This is a genomic window from Chloroflexota bacterium, assembly GCA_020161265.1.
In the GTDB taxonomy this organism is placed as follows: Bacteria; Chloroflexota; Chloroflexia; order Chloroflexales; family Herpetosiphonaceae; genus Herpetosiphon.
In genome coordinates this window covers 192,614-216,204 of sequence record JAIUOC010000007.1, presented here as the reverse complement: position 1 = coordinate 216,204, position 23,591 = coordinate 192,614, and the positions used below count along the sequence as shown (strand labels likewise).

The 23,591-nt window shown below is 51.8% G+C and carries 15 protein-coding genes; 9 read left to right on the top strand and 6 right to left on the bottom strand.

Features of this window, described 5'->3' with window-relative positions; translation table 11 throughout:
• The first annotated feature begins 125 nt into the window (after positions 1–125).
• On the top strand, positions 126–863 hold the full coding sequence (locus LCH85_16955; GenBank protein ID MCA0353684.1) for an AraC family transcriptional regulator: 738 nt from the start codon (positions 126–128) through the stop codon (positions 861–863).
• Here the strand turns inward: LCH85_16955 and LCH85_16950 are convergent.
• The gene (locus LCH85_16950; GenBank protein ID MCA0353683.1) at positions 846–1,304 is read right to left on the bottom strand and encodes a redoxin domain-containing protein; all 459 of its coding nucleotides are present in this window, start codon (positions 1,302–1,304) and stop codon (positions 846–848) included. The two genes, LCH85_16955 and LCH85_16950, sit on opposite strands and share 18 nt — an antisense overlap.
• Before the next feature lie 210 nt (positions 1,305–1,514).
• Here LCH85_16950 and LCH85_16945 point away from each other — a divergent pair, with 210 nt between their 5' ends.
• On the top strand, positions 1,515–2,033 hold the full coding sequence (locus LCH85_16945) for an RNA polymerase sigma factor (GenBank protein ID MCA0353682.1): 519 nt from the start codon (positions 1,515–1,517) through the stop codon (positions 2,031–2,033).
• Positions 2,020–3,546 (top strand): hypothetical protein, encoded by a 1,527-nt coding sequence (locus LCH85_16940; GenBank protein ID MCA0353681.1) that lies wholly within the window; start codon positions 2,020–2,022, stop codon positions 3,544–3,546. The genes LCH85_16945 and LCH85_16940 overlap by 14 nt, the downstream gene beginning before the upstream one ends.
• A gap of 139 nt (positions 3,547–3,685) precedes the next feature.
• Here LCH85_16940 and LCH85_16935 read toward each other — a convergent pair whose 3' ends face one another.
• On the bottom strand, positions 3,686–6,400 hold the full coding sequence (locus LCH85_16935; protein ID MCA0353680.1) for a chitinase C-terminal domain-containing protein: 2,715 nt from the start codon (positions 6,398–6,400) through the stop codon (positions 3,686–3,688).
• Between the two features lie 300 nt (positions 6,401–6,700).
• On the opposite strand from LCH85_16935, the gene LCH85_16930 reads away from it, so the two are divergent.
• The 5 genes from LCH85_16930 to LCH85_16910 all read left to right on the top strand — a co-directional run bounded on the left by LCH85_16930 (position 6,701) and on the right by LCH85_16910 (position 10,650).
• Positions 6,701–7,180, top strand: coding sequence for a PRC-barrel domain-containing protein (locus LCH85_16930; GenBank protein MCA0353679.1), 480 nt, complete (start codon positions 6,701–6,703; stop codon positions 7,178–7,180).
• A 270-nt stretch (positions 7,181–7,450) separates the two neighbouring features.
• A complete protein-coding gene (locus LCH85_16925; GenBank protein MCA0353678.1) occupies positions 7,451–8,623 on the top strand; it encodes an FAD-dependent monooxygenase in 1,173 nt (390 codons plus the stop codon).
• 81 nt (positions 8,624–8,704) lie between these two features.
• A complete protein-coding gene (locus LCH85_16920) occupies positions 8,705–9,283 on the top strand; it encodes a sugar O-acetyltransferase (GenBank protein MCA0353677.1) in 579 nt (192 codons plus the stop codon).
• Between the two features lie 82 nt (positions 9,284–9,365).
• Complete coding sequence (gene dusB / locus LCH85_16915) at positions 9,366–10,454, top strand: tRNA dihydrouridine synthase DusB (GenBank protein ID MCA0353676.1); 1,089 nt, start codon at positions 9,366–9,368, stop codon at positions 10,452–10,454.
• A 58-nt stretch (positions 10,455–10,512) separates the two neighbouring features.
• Positions 10,513–10,650 (top strand): hypothetical protein, encoded by a 138-nt coding sequence (locus LCH85_16910; protein ID MCA0353675.1) that lies wholly within the window; start codon positions 10,513–10,515, stop codon positions 10,648–10,650.
• Positions 10,651–10,656: 6 nt separating this feature from the next.
• On the opposite strand, the gene LCH85_16905 is transcribed toward LCH85_16910, so the two are convergent.
• Positions 10,657–11,883, bottom strand: a complete 1,227-nt coding sequence (locus tag LCH85_16905; protein ID MCA0353674.1) for an ammonium transporter — start codon at positions 11,881–11,883, stop codon at positions 10,657–10,659.
• Between the two features lie 606 nt (positions 11,884–12,489).
• Here LCH85_16905 and LCH85_16900 point away from each other — a divergent pair.
• Entirely contained in the window at positions 12,490–12,876 is a 387-nt protein-coding gene (locus tag LCH85_16900) for a CopG family transcriptional regulator (GenBank protein MCA0353673.1), read from the top strand.
• 211 nt (positions 12,877–13,087) lie between these two features.
• Here LCH85_16900 and LCH85_16895 read toward each other — a convergent pair whose 3' ends face one another.
• The 3 genes from LCH85_16895 to LCH85_16885 form a co-directional block, all read right to left on the bottom strand.
• Positions 13,088–18,175 (bottom strand): DEAD/DEAH box helicase, encoded by a 5,088-nt coding sequence (locus LCH85_16895; GenBank protein ID MCA0353672.1) that lies wholly within the window; start codon positions 18,173–18,175, stop codon positions 13,088–13,090.
• 144 nt (positions 18,176–18,319) lie between these two features.
• Complete coding sequence (locus tag LCH85_16890) at positions 18,320–20,680, bottom strand: hypothetical protein (GenBank protein MCA0353671.1); 2,361 nt, start codon at positions 20,678–20,680, stop codon at positions 18,320–18,322.
• Positions 20,680–23,496 (bottom strand): AAA family ATPase, encoded by a 2,817-nt coding sequence (locus tag LCH85_16885; GenBank protein MCA0353670.1) that lies wholly within the window; start codon positions 23,494–23,496, stop codon positions 20,680–20,682. The genes LCH85_16890 and LCH85_16885 overlap by 1 nt, the downstream gene beginning before the upstream one ends.
• Positions 23,497–23,591: the final 95 nt, after the last annotated feature.

Genomic DNA, 23,591 nt, shown 5'->3' with positions numbered 1-23,591 from the left:
CCTAATTCTCTGCGCCTCTGTGTTAAACCTTCCTGACCTCTGATCCCTAGCCTCTGACTCCTAGCCCCTAACCCCTGATATTTACAATAGCGCGTTTGTGGCGATTTGTCTTGTACAATTGGGCTATGCAGCATGCGGATTTTTGCACAATTGAATATCCAGATGTAACCCAACTCGTGTCGTTGTTTGATCTTTTGCCTGATGTAGTGTTTTTCTGCAAGGATCGTTCGGGGCGTTATCAGGTGGTCAATGAAACCTTGCGGGCACGTTGTGGTTGTCGTAGTAAGCAGGAATTAATTGGGCGTTTGCCCGAAGAAGTGTTTCCATTGGAGTTGGGCGCTAGCTATGCCAGCCAAGATCAGCAGGTGATTCGCTCTGGGGTTGCGTTGCATCATCGTTTAGAAGTGCATATTTACCCTGATTTGCGGATAGGTTGGTGTGTGACTCACAAGCGCCCGTTGCGCGACCGTAACGGCGTTGTTACGGGCTTGGTTGGTATTTCGCGCGATTTACGCAGCCCCAATCGCAATGCCCCAACTTGGCGGCGCGTTGCTAGCTCAGTCGAATATTTAGCCGAGCATTTTGGTGAAATTGCCACAATTCAACAATTGGCAACCATTGCGCAGCTTTCGTTGAGCCAATACGAACGGGCAATTCAACAGATTTTTGAATTAACCCCCAAGCAACTGCTGATTAAAACCCGAATTGATGCCAGTATTAATCTACTGGCGGGAAATAGCTCGATTGCGGCGATTGCGTCCGCCTGTGGCTATGCTGATCATAGTGCTTTTTCGCGCCAATTTCGGCTAATTACCGGCCTGACCCCTCGCCAATATCGCCAACTGCTAGGCCGTGATGCTTGAACGATAGTAATTTAGCGTCTTGACGCACTCCAAAAGCTCGTTGATTGGTACTTGCTGCTCAAGGCCTTGGGGCACAAATCGAAAGACGGCAGTGATTGAGCGTGGTGGTAAGACCAAAATCCCACCTTGAAATTCGAGTTGCTCGCTGGCGTTGCTATAGGCGCGAAAAACATCGCCTGAGGGGTCGCTGAGCATGGGGTATTGTGGGCGGAAGTGTTGAATAAAGCCTGCTAAACTGGCGGGGTTGGTTTTGGCTAAAACCACTGGCTGAGCCTGAAATTGGCGAAATTGATCCTGGTAGCCTTCGAGGACACGCAGCATTCCTTGGCACATCGTGCAGGCTAAATTTCGAAAGAAAATCGCCACAATTGGCTGGGTTTGGTTCAATTTATGCCACAAGGTTGGCCGATAATCATGGGTAAACAACTTCAAGTCACTCATTCAGGGCTATGACCTCAGTACTATAATCAATTGCTAGCGTCACTCTAGATCTGCAACCTTACGAAAAAGTTTGCGAAAACGATACCGGTGGTAATTTTGGTCAATTTTGAGCAATTTTGGGCAGGCCTGTCCACTTTTGGGCAGGCTGTTCGTCATTAATTGCAGACAGCATGCTACGGCCGGGGCAAGCAGCCTATGATTATTCCATATGTGCACACAACAGAACGTGAAACGGCGGTTACCCAAGTAATTAGCCAATGGTTTGATGACCATCACGATGCCATGTTTCGCTACTTGACGCGAATTGTGGGTCAGCCGGAACAAGCAGCCGATTTGGTGCAAGAAACCTTCCTCCGCGCTATGAAGGTGCTTGACCCAGCGCTCTTGCCTGCCATTCCCCAAGCGTGGCTCTTTCGGATCGCCAGTAATCTTGCATTAGATCATCTGCGTCGGCAGCGGCGTTGGAGTTGGTTTATGCGCAGCTGGCAGCCCGAAACCACCAACTTCGATCAAGCTGTCGAGACGACCCAATCGATCCGTGGCTGCTTAGCCAAACTCAAGCCGCAAGATGCTGAAGTTCTGTTGATGGTGCACTATGCTGGCTGTAGCCCAGCCGAAGTCGCCAAATTAAATGGTGAAGAATTAGGCGCAGTCCGCAAACGATTATCACGGGCCCGTGATCGTTTTCGGAATTTATACGAGGAGGAACGTGGCCATGAAGTGTCATGATCTTCAGCCGCTCCTCAGCGATTGGCAACATCTGACTGAGGATGAATGGCAATTGGTGAACACTCACGTTGCTGAATGTGCTACTTGTCGCCAAGTGTTGCTGCGGCAACAAACAACCAGTCAGTTGTTGGAACAGTTGCCAATCGCCACACTGCAACTTACGACCGAACAGGTGCGATCTATCCGCACCAAACTTGGAGTAACCACCATGATTCGAACAAAAACCATGGTTATGTGGTCTTTTGCCTTGGGCCTGATGATCTTAATTGCCGGAGGAGTCTGGGCGGTCAAACCCGTCGAGACTGGTAATAATGGCGAAGTAGCGGCATTAACCACGCGGACACCTCAGCCAACTCAGGCTGCTACGGTTCGCCCAACCTGCCAACCAAGCACGACCAATCCGTGCGATCCAAGTGTGCCACCAACCGCACGGCCAACCTGTATTCCAGGCTCGGCTAATAATAATTGTGATCCAAGTGTGCCGCCAACCCGCGTGGCGACCCAAGTGCCGCCAACCTGTGTGCCAAGCACGACCAACAATTGTGATCCAAGTGTGCCGCCAACCCCACGACCAACCTGTGAACCAGGTTCAGCCAACAATCCTTGTAACCCAAGTATTACGGCAACCCCACGACCAACTTGTGTGCCAAGCACAACCAATCCATGTGGGCCAAGCGTGCCGCCAACTCGCGTGCCAACCCAAGTGCCGCCAACCTGTGTGCCAAACAGCACTGGCGGCTGTGGGCCAAGCGTGCCGCCAACTCGCGTGCCAACCCAAGGCCCACCAACGGCTGTGCCAACCTGTGAGCCAAGCACCACCAATCCATGTAATCCAACTTGGCCAACTCGTGTGCCAACCCAAGGCCCACCAACGGCTGTGCCAACCTGTGAGCCAAGCACCACCAATCCATGTAATCCAACTTGGCCAACGGCTACGCCGCTTATTCCAGAGCCAACCGTGGTAGCGCCATACCCAACTCCAGCGCCAACCCAGCCGTCGGTACCCACCAATACGCCACGGCCATGCAATGGTGCTGTGTGTCCAACGCCACCACCAACGAGCACACCAAATCCATGCAATAGCACGGTGTGCCCAACGCCACCACCAACGAGCACACCAAATCCATGCAATAGCACAGTGTGCCCAACCCTACCACCAGCTCCAACCGCAACGCCATTCCCATGTGGCACGGTTGTGTGCCCAACGCCACCACCAACGGGCGAACCATTGCCAACGGCGTTGCCACCAACCCCAACCTGTGTGCCAAATGGCTACCCATGTAATCCGGTGGAACCAACTATTCCACCACCAGCAACGCCAAGCCCATGTAATAATCCAGTGTGTGCAACACCACCGCCAACGCGGACACCACCGCCAAGTCATTCAACGCCAACGCCGTTGCCAACCCGCACACCACATATAACGACGGTCACGCCGCTGCCAACCAGCACGCCGCTGCCAACCCCGCCGCCAAGCAATTCGACGGCAACCCCAACAATTCGGCCTAACTAGATTAACGCTATCGTTTGACACAGCAGCAAACCACTCTCGCGAAGGCCTAGCGCGAGAGTGGTTTTTTTGGTGCTAAAAAGCCAATCCCCACTTGCGATGGCCTAGATCGCAGGTGGGGGTGGTTGAACAATGGCGAAACCTAGTTGGCTCGCCAGAGCGCTGGAACATTGCTTGGCTCCCAGCCTGGCAATGAAGTATGTGGTTGCAGACAGGTATAGGTTACGCCGTTATAACTGACTTTCGCGCCAGCAGCGTAGCTAACATAGGCTGCCCATGGTTGCACTCCAGTCGTATTGGTTGGCGTTGCGCTTGGCTGAACTGGCGTGTTGGTCGGTGGGACCACTGGTGTGTTGGTTGGCCGTGGCGTGTTGGTTGGTGGAACCACTGGTGTATTGGTTGGGTTGCCACCGCCACAAAGGCCTTGATCAAGCCAAACTTGGGCGTTGCCAGGTGTTTCATTTTGCGTCCACCATTGGGCAAACCAGTGATGGTTGTTGTATGAAACAACATCGCCACGCAGATAGATTTTGTTGCTTTCCCACGCTGGCGCAGTACATGTGCCTGGTTGGGTTGGGGTGGCACTTGGTGCAGGCGTGTTGGTGGCAGTCGCGATCGGCGTGCGAGTTGGGGTCGAAGTTGGACCAACTGGGGTGTTGGTCGGGCGTGGCGTGCTGGTTGGTGGAACCGCAGTATTGGTTGGGTTGCCCACAGTTGGCGTTGGCACAACTACATTGCCGCGTGGGTAATCGCTAATCAAGCCATAGGTCGTGCCACCAAAGTTGACCGTCCAGTTGGATGGAGTGCTCATTGGCAAGTAGTAGACGAAATCAATCGTTACGCTTGCCCCTGGAGCCAAGCTTTGCCAGCCTGGGAATTTGAATTGAATATGGTTGAAATCGCCACGTAAGCCACCGACGTTGTTGCCAGTGTGGCCGCTGCTGGTGACGGTAAAGCCGAAGCCCGATTGATCTTTGGCATTGTTAGGAGCTGATGTACCATAATCGAATTCAAAGGTTGCCCCACCTGGGATAGTCACATTTGAGTTGTTGGTAATCACCATTTTGGGGCTGATTGGATAATTGTTATCGCCAATTGGCCAGTTGGTGAAATCAACCTTGATATCGAGCAAGTTGCTGGGCAATGTGCGGTTTGATTTATTGGCTCCATAGGCTGGGGCATTGCGGAACTTGTCGTAGAGCAAACTGGTCATGGTGTCGCCCATGAAATATTCGCCTTGGCCATTGTTGCGGTCGGCGTGCCAGTCGTAGTCGCCCGAAAGCTCCCAGAACATAATCCCGCCTAAGCCTTTGTTGACCACATAATCAGCTTTGGCTCCCAACGATTGCTCATCTTCAGTTGAGATAAACACGCGTTTTTGGCTATTCCAAAGCCATGGGGCAACCAGTGAGCTACTGTAATGACGGACATACGTACCAGTCAAGCGATCTTCGGGGTCGGTGGCTGGATTCAGGCCAAATTGACTGATATAACTGCCAGCAAGGCCTTGTTCGAGGTTTTTGGCGTGCCACATTGGGTTTGCGCCAGCCCCGACTTCTTGGCCATTTTCAATATCGTGCCAAATATTGTCGATGCCACGTGCACCATCGCCACACTTGGTCAAGCCAATTGGACAATTTGAGCCAACTGCTTTGCCCCACAAACCATTTGTACCCCCAGTGACATTTTTAAAGCCACGGGTGTAATACGGCACGCCGATGTTGATCCGGCCAGCGGGCATGCTGCCACGGAAGTAGTGATACGACCAGTCGGTGTTGAGATAACCAATCCCGCCATATTGCGCGGTGGTGTAGACCCCAGCCGCCGCTAATTCAGCGTCTGTGCCATCATCGTACAACGCAGCATTTGGCCCAACATACTCGTTCCAAGCACCATGTAAGTCATACGACATAACATTGACATAATCGAGGTATTGAGTTACTTGGTAGGTTTCCATACCGCGCAGCAAGTAGCCTGATGAGGGCGAGGCAATCGTCAACATGTAATATTTGCCGTCGGCGGCCCCAGCAACGTCAAGTTTCTCGCGCAGGGTTTTCATCAACACCACATAGCCTTTCATCAGGCTAGCACGGCGTGGGTTAGCATATACCCAATCGAGCGGATGGCCTGCGTCTTTCATCGAGGTTGGATATTCATAGTCGATATCGACCCCATTGAAATTGTAGCCACGCAAGAAGCCCACGACTGAATCGGCAAAGGTATTGATGCCAGCCGTATTGACGCTGTTATCGGCATTGACGGTTAGGCTGAAAAAGCCACCATCGCTAATCCGATCGCCGTTATCGCCAAAATAGCCACCAGTTTCCGCCCAACCGCCAACCGAAATCAAGGTTTTGACGTTGGGATTTTGGCGTTTGTATTGGGTCAAAAGGTTGAAGTGGCCTTTATAAGGTAGGGCTGGGTCCATTTCAGCGCCCGCTACACCTGGCCAAATCATGCCAATTGAGGGATTGGTGGCGGTGTTGCTGCCCACCGAGATGCGATTATTTTGAATGTGGGCAAAAGCGTAGTTGATGTGAGTGATTTTGTTCCAAGGAATATTGTTGACGAGGTAGGCTGGCTGTCCATTGGTGCCAGTGCGCCAACTGGGAAAATAACCGATGATCCGACGGGGATGATCGCTGCCCATTTTCTCGCGGCCAGCAGTATCGTAGATGGTACAGTAGGGCGTATCGACTCCAGCGGTTGGAGCCATCCCATCAGGCCGACAGTCTGCATTGCCTGCCGCTTGCGTTGGTGTGCCGCGTGTGAGCAACATGCCCGCCAGGAGCGCGAGGGTGATCGTTAGCGAAAATGCTCCTCGGAGCTTGGCCGTCCTTCGGTACGCAACATTCATGACATTCCTCCATTGATTGTCACTTCTTGGCCTATGGACTTGAACCTTACTTATTTCATTGAAATTATAAAGATTTTATAGAAATTTAATGAATTTGTCAAGTATTTGTTAAAATTACTATTTATAGATAAAAAACCCGCGCTTAAATCTGCTGGCGCAGCCTAGCAACAGTCAGCGGCCCTGCCTCATCCACGCCTCGCATAGTGCCTGCAAAAGAACCATGATTGACGATTCGTGGAACACGATGTGCTTTATAGCTCAAGCAGCAACTCGCATGAGCACTCGAAAGGAGCCGGATCTATGCCAACTATCAATAGCCTTTTTGGAAAATCCGTCATTGCCCAAGCTACGGGGGAACGTATGGCCACCGTGCAAGATGTCGTCCTTGATCAACCACCAACCCGCGTGGTGGCGATCCTAACTGATCGCGGCGGTTTGTTGCGTTCCGCCCAGGCAATTCGCTGGGAACAGGTTGTGAGCCTTGGTGATGTCGTGCTTGTTGGTGGCGATCCTATCACCACGCCGATTAGCGAGAATGCCGATTTGGCAGCCCTAATCAAACAGGCCCACCAAATTACCGGAACCACCGTCCTCACGGCGGATGGAACTCAACTAGGAACCGTTGCCGATGTGGAGATTGATGAGCGTGGCCATATTCTTGGCTATCAACTCAAACAAGGATTGTTACAGGATTTGCGTGGTCGCACGTTGTTGTCCACAGAGCAGATTCGGTCGATCGGTACTGATGCCCTCATTGTCGATCTGCCAGTAGCGGGATAGACAAGTAGAGAACGACTGCCATCTAGGTTCCACACAGGATACATTCCCCGATCCTTCTATAGTTGCCCAAAAGCCCTACGATAAGTTTTGCTATCGTGGGGCTTTTGTGTGTCTAGCACCCCATCTAGGGTGAACAAAATTGCCTCTAGAGGATTATTTCACTAGTTTGGCCTATAAGCTGCTTGAGGCATTCCTCTTGACAGCGGCAAAAAGCCGTTTATACTTAATAATATACCGACTGGTCAGTCAATTATTATTGAGGATAGAACAATGCAGCACAAACGCCGAATTTTGATTGTAGGTGGGGGCATTGCAGGCTTGACCCTTGGCTATTGGCTCAAGCATCATGGCGAACAACCCACGATTATCGAGCAAGCAGCCCAGCGCCGCGACGAGGGCTATGGCATCGATTTTAGTGGCAGTGGCTGGGATGTGGCTCAGCGTATGGGCATTTTGGCCGAACTCGAAGGCCGTCAAATTCAGGTTGAATCAATGGTGCTCAAAAATAGCCAAGGCCAAACGATCGTCAAACAACCTTTAGCTCCTTTGCGCGAAGCCTTGCCGCACCCAATGTTGCACCTGATGCGGCCTGAATTAGAGGCAGTTTTGGCTGATGCCTTGCCTAGCGATCTACCAGTGCATTATGCCACCACAATTGTGCGCTTAGAGCAGTATGCTGAGTATGTTGAAGTGCGCTTCAACGATGGTCGGGTTGAGCAATTCGATTTGGTGATTGGCGCTGATGGGATTCATTCGCAGGTGCGCCAAATGCTGTTTGGCCCTGAAAGCCAGTTTGCCCACTCCTTGGGCTATACGTTTGCGACCTTCAAAGTGCCCCAACTTGAGAATTATGGCGCGAATGCCACGATGTTGATCGAGCCACAACGCCAAGCAACAATTTACCCCGATCGGCGTGGCGGTTTTTTGATGATGCTAGCTTATCGGAGACAGCAAACCCAATTGCCAGCGCCTGATCAACGCAAAGCCATGCTTCAAACTGAATATCGCAAGGCAGGCTGGCTCGTGCCCCAATTGATTGATTCGATTAATCAGCAAAGTGCTTTTTATTGCGATGTGATTAGCCAAATTCGTATGCCGCGTTGGTCGCAAGGGCGGGTAGCTTTGGTGGCCGATGCTGCCCATTGTTTGACATTAATTTCTGGCCAAGGCGCGGCGACTGCCATGGGCGGAGCGTATGTGCTAGCCGAAGAATTAGCCAAAACTGCCGATCATCAAGCCGCTTTCCAGGCCTATGAGCAACGCATGCGGCCCTTTGTTGAGCGCAAACAAGCTGGCGCACGGCGAGTTGCCTTAACCTTTGTGCCACGGACGTGGTTGGGCGTGCAATTTAGTCGCTTAGTAGTACGGGCGGCCTTTACTCCAAGCTTGGCTCGCTCGATTGGCAAACGGATTGGCTTTGATAGTGTTTTAGCGCTGGCTTAATCGTTCGTAGGGCTGAATCATTTTCAAAAACGTTTCAGTATGCTAAAATTTAAACAATGTCGTTATTGAGGATGAGCATCAATGAGCAAAACTGAACGTGAGAAAATGTTGGCGGGCGAATTATATTCAGCCTTTGATCCTGAATTACAGGCGCTTTCGCTGCGAAGCCGTCGCTTGAGTCGCCAATTCCATGCAATTGAGCCAGGTCAGCCAGCGCAATCGCGAGCGTTGTTGGGTGAGTGGTTTGGGCAAATTGGCGAAAATGTTTGGATTGAGCCGCCATTTTTCTGTGATTACGGGGCGCACATTCGTTTGGGTAATAACGTCTTTTTTAACGCCAATTGTGTGATTCTCGATTGTAACTACATTACGATTGGCGACAATACGATGTGCGGGCCTGCGGTGCAAATTTATGCCGCCAGCCATCCGCTGATCGCGAGTGAACGGATCAAAGGGCCAGAATTAGGCTTTCCGGTGACGATTGGCAAAAATGTTTGGATCGGCGGCGGCTCGATCATCTGCCCAGGCGTGACGATTGGCGATAACAGCACGATTGGCGCTGGCAGTGTGGTGACCAAAGATATTCCGGCAAATGTCTTTGCAGCGGGCAATCCATGTCGGGTCATTCGCGAATTGGCTGATCCTAGTCTTAGCGAATAGGCGTATAATACAAAAAACGGCTTTTTCAATGCCAGCGTCAGGTTGATGCTGGCGTTGTTGTCATATTAACGCAATTACATGGATGCAGCTTATGCCTGATACTCTGACCCAAGCATTGCCCGAATCATTTCAACTTGGCTCAATGCGCATTTTTCCAAACATGGTGCTGGCCCCGATGGCTGGCGTAACCGATTCAGTCTTTCGGCGGTTGGTGTTGTCGTTGGGTGGCTGTGGCTTGGTTGTTTCTGAGATGACCAATGCTGCCAGTGTTTCGCCCAAGGCCATGAAACGCCATCGTTTGCTGGATTATCTGCCCGAAGAACGGCCAATTTCGATTCAGCTTTCGGGCAACGACCCTGATTTAGTGGCAACCGCCGCCCGCTTTGTTGAAGAACTTGGCCCCGATGTAATTGACATAAATTGTGGCTGTCCTTCGCCCAAAGTTACCGGTGGCGGCCATGGCTCAGCTTTGCTCAAAGATTTACCCAAAATGCAGCAAATGCTCAAAGCGGTGTATGCAGCGATCAACATTCCGTTTACGCTCAAATTTCGGGCTGGCTGGGATGAGCAATCGCTAAATTATATTGATACCGCTAAAATTGCTGAAGATGCTGGTTGTGCGGCAATTACCTTGCATCCACGCACCAAAGTGCAGGGCTACAGCGGCGATGCCGATTGGTCGCGGGTTGCTGAGGTGGTTCAGGCCGTCTCAATTCCAGTAATTGGCTCAGGCGATGTGCGCACCCCAGCTGATGCTTTGGCGCGTTTGGAGCAAACTGGGGTTGCAGCAGTAATGATTGGTCGGGCTGCTATGGCTAATCCATGGATTTTTCGCCAAATTGCTCAATTGCGGGCAGGCGAACCCATGTTTGTGCCAACGCCAAGCGATAAGCGCGATTTGCTGGTGCGCTATGTTGATATGTGTGCCGAAACCATGGTTGAGCGCCAAGCGCTGGGTAAACTTAAACAATTGATCGGCCAATTCAGCATCGGCTTGTATGCTAGCAACCAATTACGCCGCGATGTACAACGCGCCAACGAAATTGAAGCCGCTAAAGCGATTATTGCCAACTTTTTTGAGCCATTTATCAGCGGCGCGGTTGAGGCGGTCGAAGTGCCCGACGAAATCGCTGTGATCAAAGAAGGCTGTGAGAACGGCGCAAATAATTAGCTGAGGTGCAGGAGTCAGGTTTGGCTAAGCGGAAGCCAATTAAACTAGAATGCGGGCTATGGTCGAAACCATAGCCCGCATTTGGTTGAGTAATTTAGGCTTTAGCGCCTTGGGGCATGCGCAACCAAACGGCAACCAACGCTACGAACAAAACCAACGCAATGATAAATTCCATGGTGTAACTCCTTATCAATAACGATGACTAAATTCCCATCCGATAGGCCACTTCGCCATGTTGACTGCTATCCAAGCCTTGTTCTTCTTCGGCTTCACTAACCCGAATGCCAAACAAGAGATCGACGACTTTGAGAATGCCCCAGGTCATGCCTGCTGCATAGATTGCTACAATCCCAACCGTGAGCGCTTGTACGCCAAGTTGGCTGAAATTACCCGAGAGTACGCCATCAGCACCAGCAGGATTGATGCTCTTGGTGGCGAATACGCCAACCAAAATTGCCCCCAACACCCCGCCTACACCGTGTACGCCGAAGACATCAAGCGCATCGTCAACTCGACCACGCACCAAGTTTTCGACCACGAAGTAGCAGATACCACCAGCTAAGAAGCCGATAATCAGTGAGGCCATTGGAGTAACAAAGCCAGCGGCAGGCGTGATTGCTACCAAACCAGCGACTGCACCAGCCGAAGCGCCAAGCACGCTTGGGCGTTTGTGTTGAATCCAGCCAGCGGTCATCCAAGCCAGCATCGCCATGGCGGCGGCTGAGTTGGTGTTGACAAAGGCTGAAACGGCCAAGCCACCAGCACCCAGCGAGCTACCTGCATTGAAGCCAAACCAGCCAAACCATAATAAGGCTGTGCCAATCACGGTCATGGTCGTGTCGTGTGGCTCCATCGCTTCTTTGCCATAGCCTGAGCGACGGCCAAGCACCAAGGCACAAACCAGCGCCGAAACCCCTGAGGTGATGTGTACGACCGTGCCACCAGCAAAGTCCAAGGCTCCCAGCGAGCGCAACCAACCGCCATCAGCCCAAACCCAGTGAGCTACTGGAGCATAAATTAGGGTTGACCAAGCCAGCGAGAAAATCACAAAGGATTTGAAGCGCTTGCGTTCAGCGAAAGCACCTGAAATCAAAGCTGGGGTGATCACGGCAAACATCATTTGATAAACCATGAATGCTTGATGGGGAATCGTTGCCGCATAGGTTGGGTTTGGCTCGATGCCAACATTGCGCAAGCCAGCCCATTCGAGGCTGCCGATTACCCCGCCAACATCAGGGCCAAACGCCAAACTATAGCCAAACAGCACCCATTGCACACTAATTAGGGCCAACATAAAAAAGCTGTGCATCAAGGTTGAAAGCACATTTTTCTGGCGAACCATCCCACCATAAAAGAGGCCTAAGGCTGGGGTCATCAACATAACCAAAGCGGCTGAGAGAAGCACCCAAACGGTATCTGCCCCGTTAATCATATCCATGCTGCGCGGTCTCCCTAACTTGTGCTGAATGTCGGACGCTGAACTGCTTGAACGCTCGTGATCCGCAGCGCTGGGGATCGTTTGGTTGTGCTCGGTTGGTTGTGGGTGTTGAATGGTTGAAGTTGGTTTTTGCTGGACACTTGTACAAAACGTACAATCAAAAACCGTTTTTTGCTAACTGGGTGTTAACACGATGCTAAGAATTTATCTAGCTCCAAGCATACCTGATCCAAATATAGGCTTGAATCAACAAATTGCACGATCTTAAAGGAGTATGATTTGTGCAGATTGCATAAATAAGCTGCCTAATTGCTATTTAGTAAAATTGCCCAAACGCGTCGCTAAAATTGGTAAGTTTTGGCTCGTTTCAACCGAAGAATTTGGCAGATTTACCTAGATAGCTTTGGTTAAAGTGCTTAATCTTGGCTAAAAAGCCAATTTACTGAAAGCTTGGTTGAATAGTTTTTATAGTAGTTATTTCATTTGACATAATCAATCGATCGCTACTTTTATGTCCGCCTAGCAATTAGGGCTTGACAAATTTATAATCCCTTTGTATTCTCATTGTATTCCAATTGGAATATAAACGGAGGATATATGGCAGATATTGAAAAAGTATCCATGAATCTAAGCGTGGTCGATCTTGGTCAAATCGATTTATTGGTTGATCAGGGGTTTTACTCGAGCCGAACTGATTTTTTTCGCGCGGCGATTCGGACCCAACTCACTGGTCATGATGAGGCGATTAAGCAAGCGGTTGTGCGCACCTCATCGGTGATTGGGGTGATTATATTTGACCGTGAGCGCTTGGAGCGCATGCAGCACAATAATGAGCAAGCGCGAATTGTGGTAGTAGGGTTGCTGATTTTGAGTAATGATATCTCACCAGAGTTAGCCCAAGCCACGATCAAATCAATTAAAGTCTATGGCTCGTTGCGAGCAAGCGCAGCAGTCAAAGAGGCCTTAGCCGATCGGATTAATTAGTTCAGGCACACGATTCTAAACTCTGGGGCGAAAACGTTGCTTAGTAATAAGGAGAACCCATATGTTCATCCGCACGATCGTGATCACAGTATAGGGTATTGGTTGAAGGTGGTAATGGGTGATGACGGCTAGCATCCAGTGGCCATGATCGGGTGAAAGTCCTTGATCATGGCCACGTTGCGCCACAACTATTTGGGATAAGAGGATGCGCCTAGGCTTTGATAAATGGTTGTTGGCCGATAATCTGCTGTTGCCAAGCTTGGTTGCGATGCAGGGTAATCACCTTATACCCACCAAGCTCTTCTAAATCCCAACGCAAGCCATCAAGCGATTCGCCTGCCTCGGTACATAGCACGCAGGTGCTTGGGCTATCAGCGCTGGCCGCGTAAAATAAATGCGGACGACCACCTTGCAGCTCAGGTTCAATGGCATCAGGTAAGCGCTGGCCGTTTTGCTCAAGCCATTCCAATACTTCGCGCACGAATCGAGATTGCGTTTGGGCTAATAAGTGCTCAAGGCTTGTTTCATCCAAACCTCCTTCGTGCTCAACCTGATCATGGGTCAATTGCAGCAGCATATCACGAATTGCATGGCGGTTTAGATAGGCATGCTCTGGCTGGTTGCTATAGGAGAGCAGGCAGTGGTAGCACGCTCGGACACATTCACCCGCCTGATCTATTTGTTCTGCCCCAGTGTTGGGGTCAAAATGGCAAATTTCTAGGGCTGCTCGGGCAACTCGGGCCAAGGCCTGTGGATCTTCCACGAGCTGGCGTAGCACACCAGCGCCACCTTCGGATGCTTCCCATAACAACATTCGACGATCGGCTTGATAACCCAGCACTTGCGCTTCTAACTCCTGTGCTTCTAGCTGGAATATTGCAAGAATGCCCCGTACCAAGGCCGCTTGAAGGCTAAATAGTGCTTCGGAATTGTCGGCTAGCTCGGGTGTTGGCTGTACCAACAACATATTACGAGTATCATTAACGACTAACCGCACATTCTGCCGAGTCTCATTGATTGGGTCAAACGTGGTGCTATCTTCTTCGGGATTTTTGGCCCACAGCCCCGACTGCAAATCGATCCTGAAGCCTTTGATTTTGGCCCGTCGCCAGCCATGGTTAACCCGCCAAAGGGTTGCGGCATGGCCATAGTCAAGGCTAAGTGCGGTTGTCTTGGTGCGGGCCGCGATCCGGCGAAGTCCTACGTGATCGCGCGAAAACTGGTAATGAGCTGAGATCGTAAATCCGAAGCGCATTCGTTCCTCTTCCTCGCTGGTAATGCGTTGGATCGACTGGGCGGTTACCGTGCTCATCGGCAACAGATCGGGCAGTAATTCGCTGGTTTTTTCATCGAATCGTGCGCCACAGTTTGAACATACATCGAGCTGAACAGCTGAATCGTTGTGGAAATAGCCACAGATAAGGCAAACTTTGGCTTGGATAAAACGCTGCTGGGCATTGGTGGCTGGGAGCGCTGAGCGAATGATCCGATATTGTTTGCCCTCATGATAAATAATATTGCGTGGGCCAAACTCGGTTAGGGCCAGAAACCGTGGCCGCGATAAATACTCGCCATCGCCGGTATGATCGCAGAGGAAGGCGCGAACTGGGAGCCGTGGAAAGTTGTAGCCTGGCAAAAATCCTTCACTAGCAAAATAGCGATAGGGATAAAAATCTGCGTCGCTGCCTGATTCACTGCGCGATTGATTGCATAAGATATCTTTTTGCCGTAAGGCCTCACCGTGACGGCGACGGGCTTGATCGGCCTCTGGGCTACGACCTGAGCGTTGATGCCCACGATCCATGAGGTTGCGGGCTTCGCGCACTTGCTCGTCGGCAGCCCGATATAGCTCGCGCCAGCGCTCACAGGCTGCATCGAACTGTGTCGGAGCTTCAGCCAAGGTGCGCTCGACATACTGTGGGCCAAAGCTTTGCAAGGTTGCCAGATCAATCTGGCACTGATCGATAATGCGCTGGCATGCCTCAATGCATTGAGCTTGTTGGGGCGGCGAAAGATGAATTTGGGCTTGAATCGCTGGCCAAAGTGGATACCCAACTTGGCTAGTATCAACCAGATCCAACATTGAATGTTGCATACCAAGGCCAGTTTTACTCAACCAGACTGCATGAATGTGTGCCCGCAGCAAATCTTCGTTGACCAAATCGATCTGTGGTGGGGCAACTACCCCGGCCACCATCGCTGGCTGACGATCAAAGAAGTATTGGTCGTGACCGCTGCCAACCGAGCAGTAGGTTTCGATCAGCGCTGGTTGCCCTGAGCGTCCGGCGCGGCCTGAGCGTTGGGCATAATTGGCGGGAGTTGGGGGCACATTGCGCATATGCACCACATTCAAATCCCCAATATCGATGCCTAACTCCATCGTTGGCGAGCAAAACAAGACAGGCAAGGTGCCAGCACTAAAGCGTTGCTCGCGGTCTTGGCGTTTTGCTTGAGCAACTTGCCCGGTATGTTCGCGGCTTTCCATGGCTTGCAGATTGTGGGCCATATGCTGATACAGATTTTGGAAAAAGCGATTGATTGGCCGTGGTGCTGGGGTAAAGCCCTTGAGCATCCGCGAACGAGCGAGATTGGGCGGCGGAGGTGTGCCATCGCCCGCTCGCCAGAGCAAGGCATCGCGGCTAATTTGCAGCTCGCGCGAGGCTCCCGTGCCAACATCGGTCAAGATATTGCCAACTAAGGCTTCGACTAGCGCTTCGAGCAGCGGCCAATATTCCTTTTCGCTGAGGGTTTTGGTGAGGCTTGGCCAGGTTTGTTCCGCCCGTAAAAATCGACCTAAAGCTGAGCTAGCGCCTAAGCTCTGGCCGCCGCCCGAACCTCTACCGTCGGAAGTTGGCACAATAAAGCGTTTGGCTGAGGTGAATTCGTGTTCATTCATCTGCCACGATTCTTGGAGCAGGTTTTCGATGCTGGTGGCCATGCGTTTTTGCTCCTGCTCTTGCAAACATGGAGCATTGATCGCTAAGCCATTACGCATATAATTAAGGATTGTCCGCAGAATTTGTTCCCGTTGGTGGGAGGGGGTTGCGGCAAGTAGCTCGTGTTTGGCCCAGAGGTCGGTTTGCTGGGCCAAATCGCCAAGCCCATCGTAATCAATCTGTAGCAAGCCAACTTGTTCGAGGTTGGGCTGGGTTACACGCCAACTTCGGCGTAAATCTTCGTAGATCCGATATTCAATCAAGCGAATCAAGGCATCGTCGATTTTTGCCCGCTTATTTGGCAGTGTAGTTTCTTCTTTGGCATAGGCTGTTTGAGGCAAATTAAGCGCCTCAAACACCGCTTGGGCAATCGTGGTGTAGTCGAGGGCGCGACCAGCAAGCTGTTGGCGAACCGCGCTATAAATCGCTGCCCGCAGTTGGGCCACACCCACAAAATCATTGAAATGGCCCGCTTGGAGTGATGCATCTTGGCGGTTATCGGTAAAACTGAGCATTTTTTGGGCCGCAGGCTGCTCGGGCAAGGCCTGGCGTAGCTGCTGGACTGTGGCCAAGGCGAGGACCGTCGTGGCGGTGGAACGGCCTTCGCTGCTGAGCCGCGCTAATTTACTAAAATCGCTCTCACGTTTGGTATAGAGCGTGCCGCAGTTTAAACAACTCAGAAACGGGCTTGGAATAAACCATGCCGTTGGATCATGCTCGTTGCCAAGGCTGCCATTCGTCCGAACCGTAAGTCGTTGGGGGATAAACTGCTTAAAATCTTTTTTGACTGTTCCACGGCCATTGGTGCTTTTGTTAAACCAGCTATCTGGCAACATCTCAATTGCGTCGTCGCTCCAAATATCTTCGCCGAGCAAGGCATAGCCAGGCATGCTGGTGCTCTGCTCGTGGCTTTGGGCAAAGGGCTGACGTGGTAGGAGCGTTTGCCAATGGGCATCGTAATTGCATTGATAATAGTGTTGACCACAGTTACGACAAAAGACCAGTGGAAATAACAGCTGTGGGTTATCACGGTCGCCAATGGTATGTTGGCCTTCTGAGGTGAGTTTGCGCTCAGGCGGATGGGCTAGGGTTGCATAGATCGTGCCGCCCTGCGAGATGAACTGATGCAGTTTAAAGGTAAAGGCCTGCCGACCATTGAGCGCATCTTCAACGGTGCTACCAAGTTGCAACATTGCCTGAAGCTGGTGTAAACAGTGTGCCTGATCAACTCCGGTCTCGTCAGCAAGCGCTTGTGCGCCTTGGGCAAGGGTTTTGGGTTTGGCGCGGCTCAGGGTATTGGTCTGATCGGTGGTGATACCAAAGGTTTGTTCGATCCACGCGGCTAACGGATGATATTTGAAGGTATCCCATTCCATTGTGGCCGGAATTGGCTGGAGCAACGTTTCGCGGAGTTGGCTCGCCGAGGGTTGGCCGAAAAATATCACCGATTTAATCAATTGCTCTTCGATAATCTGCGAAGCAGGAATGTTAACGCCAAAAATGGTGCTAGCAATTGCCGCAACTGCGCTTTTGCGATCATCAGCGACGGTGCTGCTGGCCATGGTTGCGCTGGTTCCGATACAAATCAATTCTGGATTGCCGCTGCGTTCGCGTAAACGACGCACCAACAGCGCGACATCGCCACCTTGACGGCCTCGGTAGGTATGCAGCTCATCGAGCACTAGAAATTGTAAATTTGCCGTCTGCTGATCAACAAATGGCGCTTCGTCGGGCCGGGTGAGCATCAATTCGAGCATGACATAATTGGTGAGCAAAATATGCGGTGGGTTGGCTTGAATTGCTCGTTTGGTTGCTTCTTTATCTTGCCCGGTATAGCTTTCGACCCGAATTGGACAAGCATCGCCTAGATGGCCTAAAAATTCCTTAATTGCTGCCATTTGCGAGTTGATCAAGGCATTCATTGGGTAGACGATAATTGCCCGAACTTTGCCTTGTTCTGGTTGATGTTTAAGCACATGATCGAAAATAGGCAGGATGTAGGTGAGACTTTTGCCCGAGCCAGTGCCAGTTGTCACGACATAATGGCGTTTTTCTTGCGCCAAGCCTAAAGCGGTGATTTGGTGGCTGTATAACTTGAGTGAACGCAGTTGTTGCTGGCGATCACGCTTTTGAAAAATATATTGACATAATGGATGAAGTTTCTGAGCGTTAACCAACTCCTCAACTGTGCCCCCTTGTTGGTAGGCCGGCGACAATTGAATTAAGGCATCGGGCCAGAGCGAACCACCCTGAATTTTGCTGGTTACAAACTGCTGAATATCGGGATCAAGGATGCTAAGAAACCCTTGGGTATATTGACTGTATTGATCAATAATCTGGTTGCGAAGCTGAAAAATATCCATATCTTGCCCTCTAAATGCTAGTGCTGCCTTGTGGAAGTTTATATCGAAACCATGCCCTCATCCCTAGCCCCCTCTCCCGCAGGCGAGCGGGGGGGAATGATCATTGGCCCACTGCCGTGGGAGAGGGGGCGGGGTGAGGGAACACTATCCTTGCCACGCAAGTAACAACACATCAAGCAACCCACGCCCAAGCGGACTCATTTGGCAAACGAGGTCTTGCATCGCACCATAGGCAGTCCGCGAAACAGGTTCCACGTGGGCGGCATTGTTGCGAGCATCTTTAACCCGATTGAGCAACTGAATAAATTTAATGAAATTGAAGCTATAGTCCATTTCGTTAAATGTTACTTCAGGCTGCCAATGGCGCTTCACATGCTTCATAATCAAGTCCCAATTGGCTTGATCGGCCCATGGTTTGTATTCTAAAAAGGTCAGTTTGCCCATAGTCTGGTTATGTGGTCTGGCCAAATCGCCTAGCAGCCTGACCCCTGTGAAAACTCGTTCTTTGAGCATACGCTCCATCACGCTGCCAATGTGAATCGCCGGAGCCGAAAAATCGGGCGCATTGATGCTATCAAGCTGATCGGTCAGGAAGATCGCGAGCGCCAACGACTCTTTGGCATAGGTATCAAGCCGATCAAAGGTTTGGCGCATCCCTAGATCACGCACTCGATTGAAGTAGTATTCCCATTGGATGTTGTTGATGCTGGCAAACTGACGAGTCAGCGATTCGACCTCTTTCACGATGCGAGCCAGGGTTTGCTCATCGAGTTCATCGGTGGTGGCGAGAATATGTTTGAGTTCGTTGAGCAGATCGGCAGCGGTGCGCAAGGGGCGAATTGGCTTGCGGCGATTGGGCCAGCCGATAATCTGACAAACATGGGGATCTTCACAACATTGCCGCCCACGATGCACTAGATCAATGCGCCACTCACCAATATGGGGTTTGGGGCAGAGCACAACTTCATCAAGCTCGTTGCCAGCAATGCCATACCTTGCCAGCAACGGCAAGCGATCGGTGGTGCTGAGGGTATCGAGAAACATCCCATGACAGGCGATCTGGCGCGGTTGGCTCAGCTGCTTGTGGGCAGTTTCTAGCAGCTCGATCAGAGTTTGCTGGATGTTGGTTAATTGATTGCTGCTTTGCGGCTGAAGTTGGTGTAAATGCACCGCTTGGTTTGGCATCACATTGTGGGCTAAGCCTGGTGCTGGATTAATCATATAGTTTGCGGTTGATGGGCCGCTGTTGGCAGCTTGCTCGCTGTGATCATTCGCATTGGGCCGTAAAAAAGCAAACAATAGGGTGCCATGCTCCTCACCCAACAGCGCCATATCGGCAATCATGCGCTTGATCGGCTCAGCTGGAACTTTGTGCGGCTGATCAAGATCAAATGGTCGGTAGTATTTGGCATCCCAGATGATGCCTGGCTCGCGCCAAAATTGTTGCCCCTCATGGACTATTTTGAGCATGGGGGGATTGATACGGGTCAGATAAAAGTCGGGCCGCACCTTCGGCACTTGGTCGCGAGCTGCACTGGTGGTCCAGTTGGCGCTTGGATTAGGCACAGCTTGATCGTGGCGCAATTCGTAGCGCACCTCGTCGTCACCCGAACCCCAGCGAAATTGGAGTCGCACGCTGGCCTTCACTTTTGGGTAAACAATCAGCTCAAGTTTTTGCTGTTCAGTTAATAAATCGGCTAGTTCGTAGAAAATCCAGAGCTGATAGAGATAATTGTCGCGATCGGGGTTGCTGCCCAATAGCTCTTGATCGGGGCTGGTTGGGAGTCGCCGCAGCAACTGGAGGTTATGCAGCCGCTGATACCACTCGATCAGATCTTGGTAGGCGCTGTTGCTGCCAGGAATTAAATTATTGCTGACGTGTAGCACCAAATTTGAGCCATCGGGATACTCGCTATGCAGCCCAGCGATAATCTGGGTGGCTTGGCTGCGCAAGCTGGCAAATTGTGGAAATGCCAACTCACGCTCGCAGCGTTCTACAATCTCGGTTAGTGGGTGACGCAAGGCCGCCGCCCCAACTGCGAGATTTTCATCCCAAAGCAGCGCTTCGCCCAATTGATGATATTCCAACAGGGCCACAACAGTCAGCAAATTCTCGGGAATTGCAAAATCGCGGCGTTGTTGGCGAGTGACCATGGCCAACGGCGGCTCGCCTGGCCGTTCATCCCAGGTTGCTGCTAGCGTGCGATCCCAGTCGATCTGGCCGCGGGCTGGTGGTTCTTCAATCACCAAACTGCGCGGCGCGGCGAAACTAAGGCGGCGCACGATGCGCGGCAGAATATGCTCAAACAGCTCATCGCGTAGATGAAACATGGTGGCCAAATCGCGATAGCGGGTCAGCGTTGGGTCATCTTCAATCGCAAAGCCTGCGAATGCTGCAACAAACTGCTGAAAATTGGCTTGGTTGTGGCGTAGCAATAGCTCGATCAGGCGGGCTTGCATGTTGGCGAAGGTGCTTTGCTCAATTGGTGTTGGGCTATATACCATCACAGGCCTCGTTCGCTGCTGAACGTGCGCAAGCGTTGGGCAAATTGACTGGTTTGATCGAGCAGTAGTTCGGTGCCGAGATCAAAAATTTGGCTAATGTGCGTCATCATTAGCTCATCAATGTTGGCTGTATTGATCGAGCCACTAGCATGCTTGGGGCTAGCTGCTTGGAGTTGGGTTAAATGGCTGGCTTGGCGCGGTAACGGCAGGCTCTTGATGATCGTTTTGAGCTGCTCACTAAATTCTTTGGGATTGTGAGCATAGGCCAGATAGGCCAACAAGGCCCGTTGCTCATCGCGATTGAGCACTTGCAATTGGTCGGCCAAGGTATCGGCAAGCGCATAATCGAGCGCATCGTGCCAACTTAAGCCGATAGCATGACCAGCAAAGGTTGCGGCATACACTGCCTCGGCCTGGGCAGTGCCAAGCTGGCGATAGACCCGAATTGCGCTGAAGATGCGCCAGAAACTATCCAATACATCTTTGGCATCCTGATTTTCGACCTCTAGCCGATAGTTGACCCGTGAGCCGTCACCATCACGATTGATCTCGCGATTAACATTGAGCACACCGCGCCACGTGGCTCGTCCGGCTGCATCGTTGCTGGCGATGGTATCGAGTTTTTGGTCGCTCAGGCGTAAAAGGGCACGATAGGCCGCGATGCCTTGCTCTTCATCGGCATCGTCGCTGCTTGGTGGCAACAGATCAATAAAGACAAAACGCCGTTTCATGGCTTCGCTCATTTGGTTGAGAAAGTGACGATCAAACGAGTTGAGCGTGCCGATGATGCGGAAATCGCGTGGCAAAGGCACTTGCACTGCAACGCCATCGTCGGTTGGGATGCTGAGTGGGGCGTTGCGTTGGCCGCCAAGGGTCGTGAGCAAGCTGCCAAAAGCGGCATCAATATGCGCTCGGGTAAATTCATCAATGACCAGCCAGCGACCACGGTAGCGTTGCTGTTTAACCATCACCTCAGTGCGTTGCAGGGTTTCGGGGTTGGGCACGTTTTCGCCATCGTAGCCCGCATAGTTCGAAAGCACTGCGCTGGTGAGGCAGCCATGGCGCACTCCATATACCAAGGTTTTGCCGCCAGCACTGCGCTGAAGCTGGGGCACGATGCCGCCAATAATATCGCGGCTGCTCCAGGTTTCGGTGGCAGTTTCAATTTGAACGGCATAGCCATGGCGGGTATGGCGCTCTTCAATTGGTGGCTCGGTCGGTGGTAAGGCAGGCGAGGTTGGCATCCGCAAGCTGATACTGGCATCAGTATCGCGCCAGAAGATCTCGGGCAAGCGTTGGGCTAAGTGGGTTTTGCCAGTGCCTGGCGGGCCACTCAAAATCACATGTTGGCCAGCGATCAGGGCGCGGTAGATTCGCAGTAGGGTGATGCGGTTGACCAACAGTTCGCGTTGCAGTTCGGCGATGCGCTCGTTGAGCACGGCGGTGGTCAGTTGCGGCAGCGGTTGATCTTGCAAGGCGCTATCCATGGTGCTGCGTTGGCTGCGTTGCACGCGTTCGATATGCTCAAGAAAGCTATTGATCGCATGGGCAGTTGGGGTGGTTGGGTTGGCTATGGGTTGTAAGGCAGCGGGGCGACTGCGCAGCCAACTATGCTCGCCCTGCTCAATCAAGCCAGCCTCGCGATACCAATCACGCAACAAGGCCGGGCCAGGCCATGCTTCGGCAGGGCGGGCCACCCCATCGAAGGGCATCGCCGTAATTGGTAGCCAATAATCGTCGTTGGCTTCGCTATCGGGCAGCACGAGGGTTAGCGCACTATAGCGCAGCATGGTTTCCTCATGCAGATCATTGAGGTGCGGCCAGCGCCGATAGCGGTCGTCGGGCAGTTGCTCAACTAAACGTAACAGTTGCAATACATCAAGCAGATCATCGGCATTGGGGCGGGCCGTGAGTTGTACTAAGGGTGGGTTGGCCTGCCCGAGCACATCAACGATTTGCTCGGCACTGTAACTGTTGGTGGAGAGCATGGCTACCAGCTGAATATAGGGGCGTAGTTTTGGCCCCAATGGCAGGGGCACAGGGAAATCAGGCCGCTGAGTTTCATCATGTTGAATGGCATAGAAGCTGAAGTTTGCCCCATACTGTGGGGTCAAGGCGCGGCGAATCTCCCACAACTGGCGATCAATATCGTTGCTGGTGGTTTGTTTATGATGGGCATATTGGCGAGCATAATTAGCTTTATGATCACGCGACACGATCGATTCAAAGCTATCGGGGTGTACCAAATGCAGCAGCATTTCGCGGGCAGCATAGGCGGTTTTGATTGGCAGTGAGAATAAAATCTGCTTAAATTCCCATGGATCAGCCAATGCTGTTGTACGAGCTGCCTGCGATAGCCCTTTCCAGTGTTGCATAAATTCGATGATAAAGCTTAGTTGGTAAAATTTGTAGGTCTGATAGGCTGTGCCGGTGTTGGCGATGCCTTGATCAAGCGCTCCGTCAAGCTCATGGGGAATGCTGACTGGCTCGGGTGACCATTTGAGGATGGTATTAATCTGGTCGCGCTTGGCGCGTCCGGTGATTTTGCGTGAAATCAGATAGTAGACAAACTGGAGTTCGGCAGCAAGCTGAATGATGGTTGGTTGCGCTTCATGCAGTTGGCGTTGGAATTTGATCATGAAGCTATCAGCTGATTCGTCGGGTTGGCCGACGAAGCGTTGGTAGAGATCGTCAAGGTTGGCCGCAGTCCAAACAGCAACGCCAGGCGTAAATAGCGAATCGTCAGCCCGCAGTGCTCGATCAACAAAGCTCTGAGCGGCGGCGTAGAACAGCGGACGATCATCGACTCGGGCCATGATGTCAACTCCTTTGGTGCTCGCGAGGTTGTAGGTTGCCTCTAGGTTGCTGGGCCTCAGTATACCATTAGCATGCGGTTCGGTGAAATTTTTTG

What these genes read in the sequence shown, in the direction of transcription:
- LCH85_16930 (MCA0353679.1), top strand. Translation starts at nt 6,701, where the DNA reads ATGCCAACTATCAATAGCCTTTTTGGAAAATCCGTCATTGCCCAAGCT.
- LCH85_16935 (MCA0353680.1), bottom strand. Translation starts at nt 6,400, where the DNA reads ATGAATGTTGCGTACCGAAGGACGGCCAAGCTCCGAGGAGCATTTTCG.
- dusB (MCA0353676.1), top strand. Translation starts at nt 9,366, where the DNA reads ATGCAGCTTATGCCTGATACTCTGACCCAAGCATTGCCCGAATCATTT.
- LCH85_16950 (MCA0353683.1), bottom strand. Translation starts at nt 1,304, where the DNA reads ATGAGTGACTTGAAGTTGTTTACCCATGATTATCGGCCAACCTTGTGG.
- LCH85_16890 (MCA0353671.1), bottom strand. Translation starts at nt 20,680, where the DNA reads ATGGTATATAGCCCAACACCAATTGAGCAAAGCACCTTCGCCAACATG.
- LCH85_16925 (MCA0353678.1), top strand. Translation starts at nt 7,451, where the DNA reads ATGCAGCACAAACGCCGAATTTTGATTGTAGGTGGGGGCATTGCAGGC.
- LCH85_16920 (MCA0353677.1), top strand. Translation starts at nt 8,705, where the DNA reads ATGAGCAAAACTGAACGTGAGAAAATGTTGGCGGGCGAATTATATTCA.
- LCH85_16885 (MCA0353670.1), bottom strand. Translation starts at nt 23,496, where the DNA reads ATGGCCCGAGTCGATGATCGTCCGCTGTTCTACGCCGCCGCTCAGAGC.
- LCH85_16900 (MCA0353673.1), top strand. Translation starts at nt 12,490, where the DNA reads ATGGCAGATATTGAAAAAGTATCCATGAATCTAAGCGTGGTCGATCTT.
- LCH85_16895 (MCA0353672.1), bottom strand. Translation starts at nt 18,175, where the DNA reads ATGGATATTTTTCAGCTTCGCAACCAGATTATTGATCAATACAGTCAA.
- LCH85_16910 (MCA0353675.1), top strand. Translation starts at nt 10,513, where the DNA reads ATGGTCGAAACCATAGCCCGCATTTGGTTGAGTAATTTAGGCTTTAGC.
- LCH85_16955 (MCA0353684.1), top strand. Translation starts at nt 126, where the DNA reads ATGCAGCATGCGGATTTTTGCACAATTGAATATCCAGATGTAACCCAA.
- LCH85_16940 (MCA0353681.1), top strand. Translation starts at nt 2,020, where the DNA reads ATGAAGTGTCATGATCTTCAGCCGCTCCTCAGCGATTGGCAACATCTG.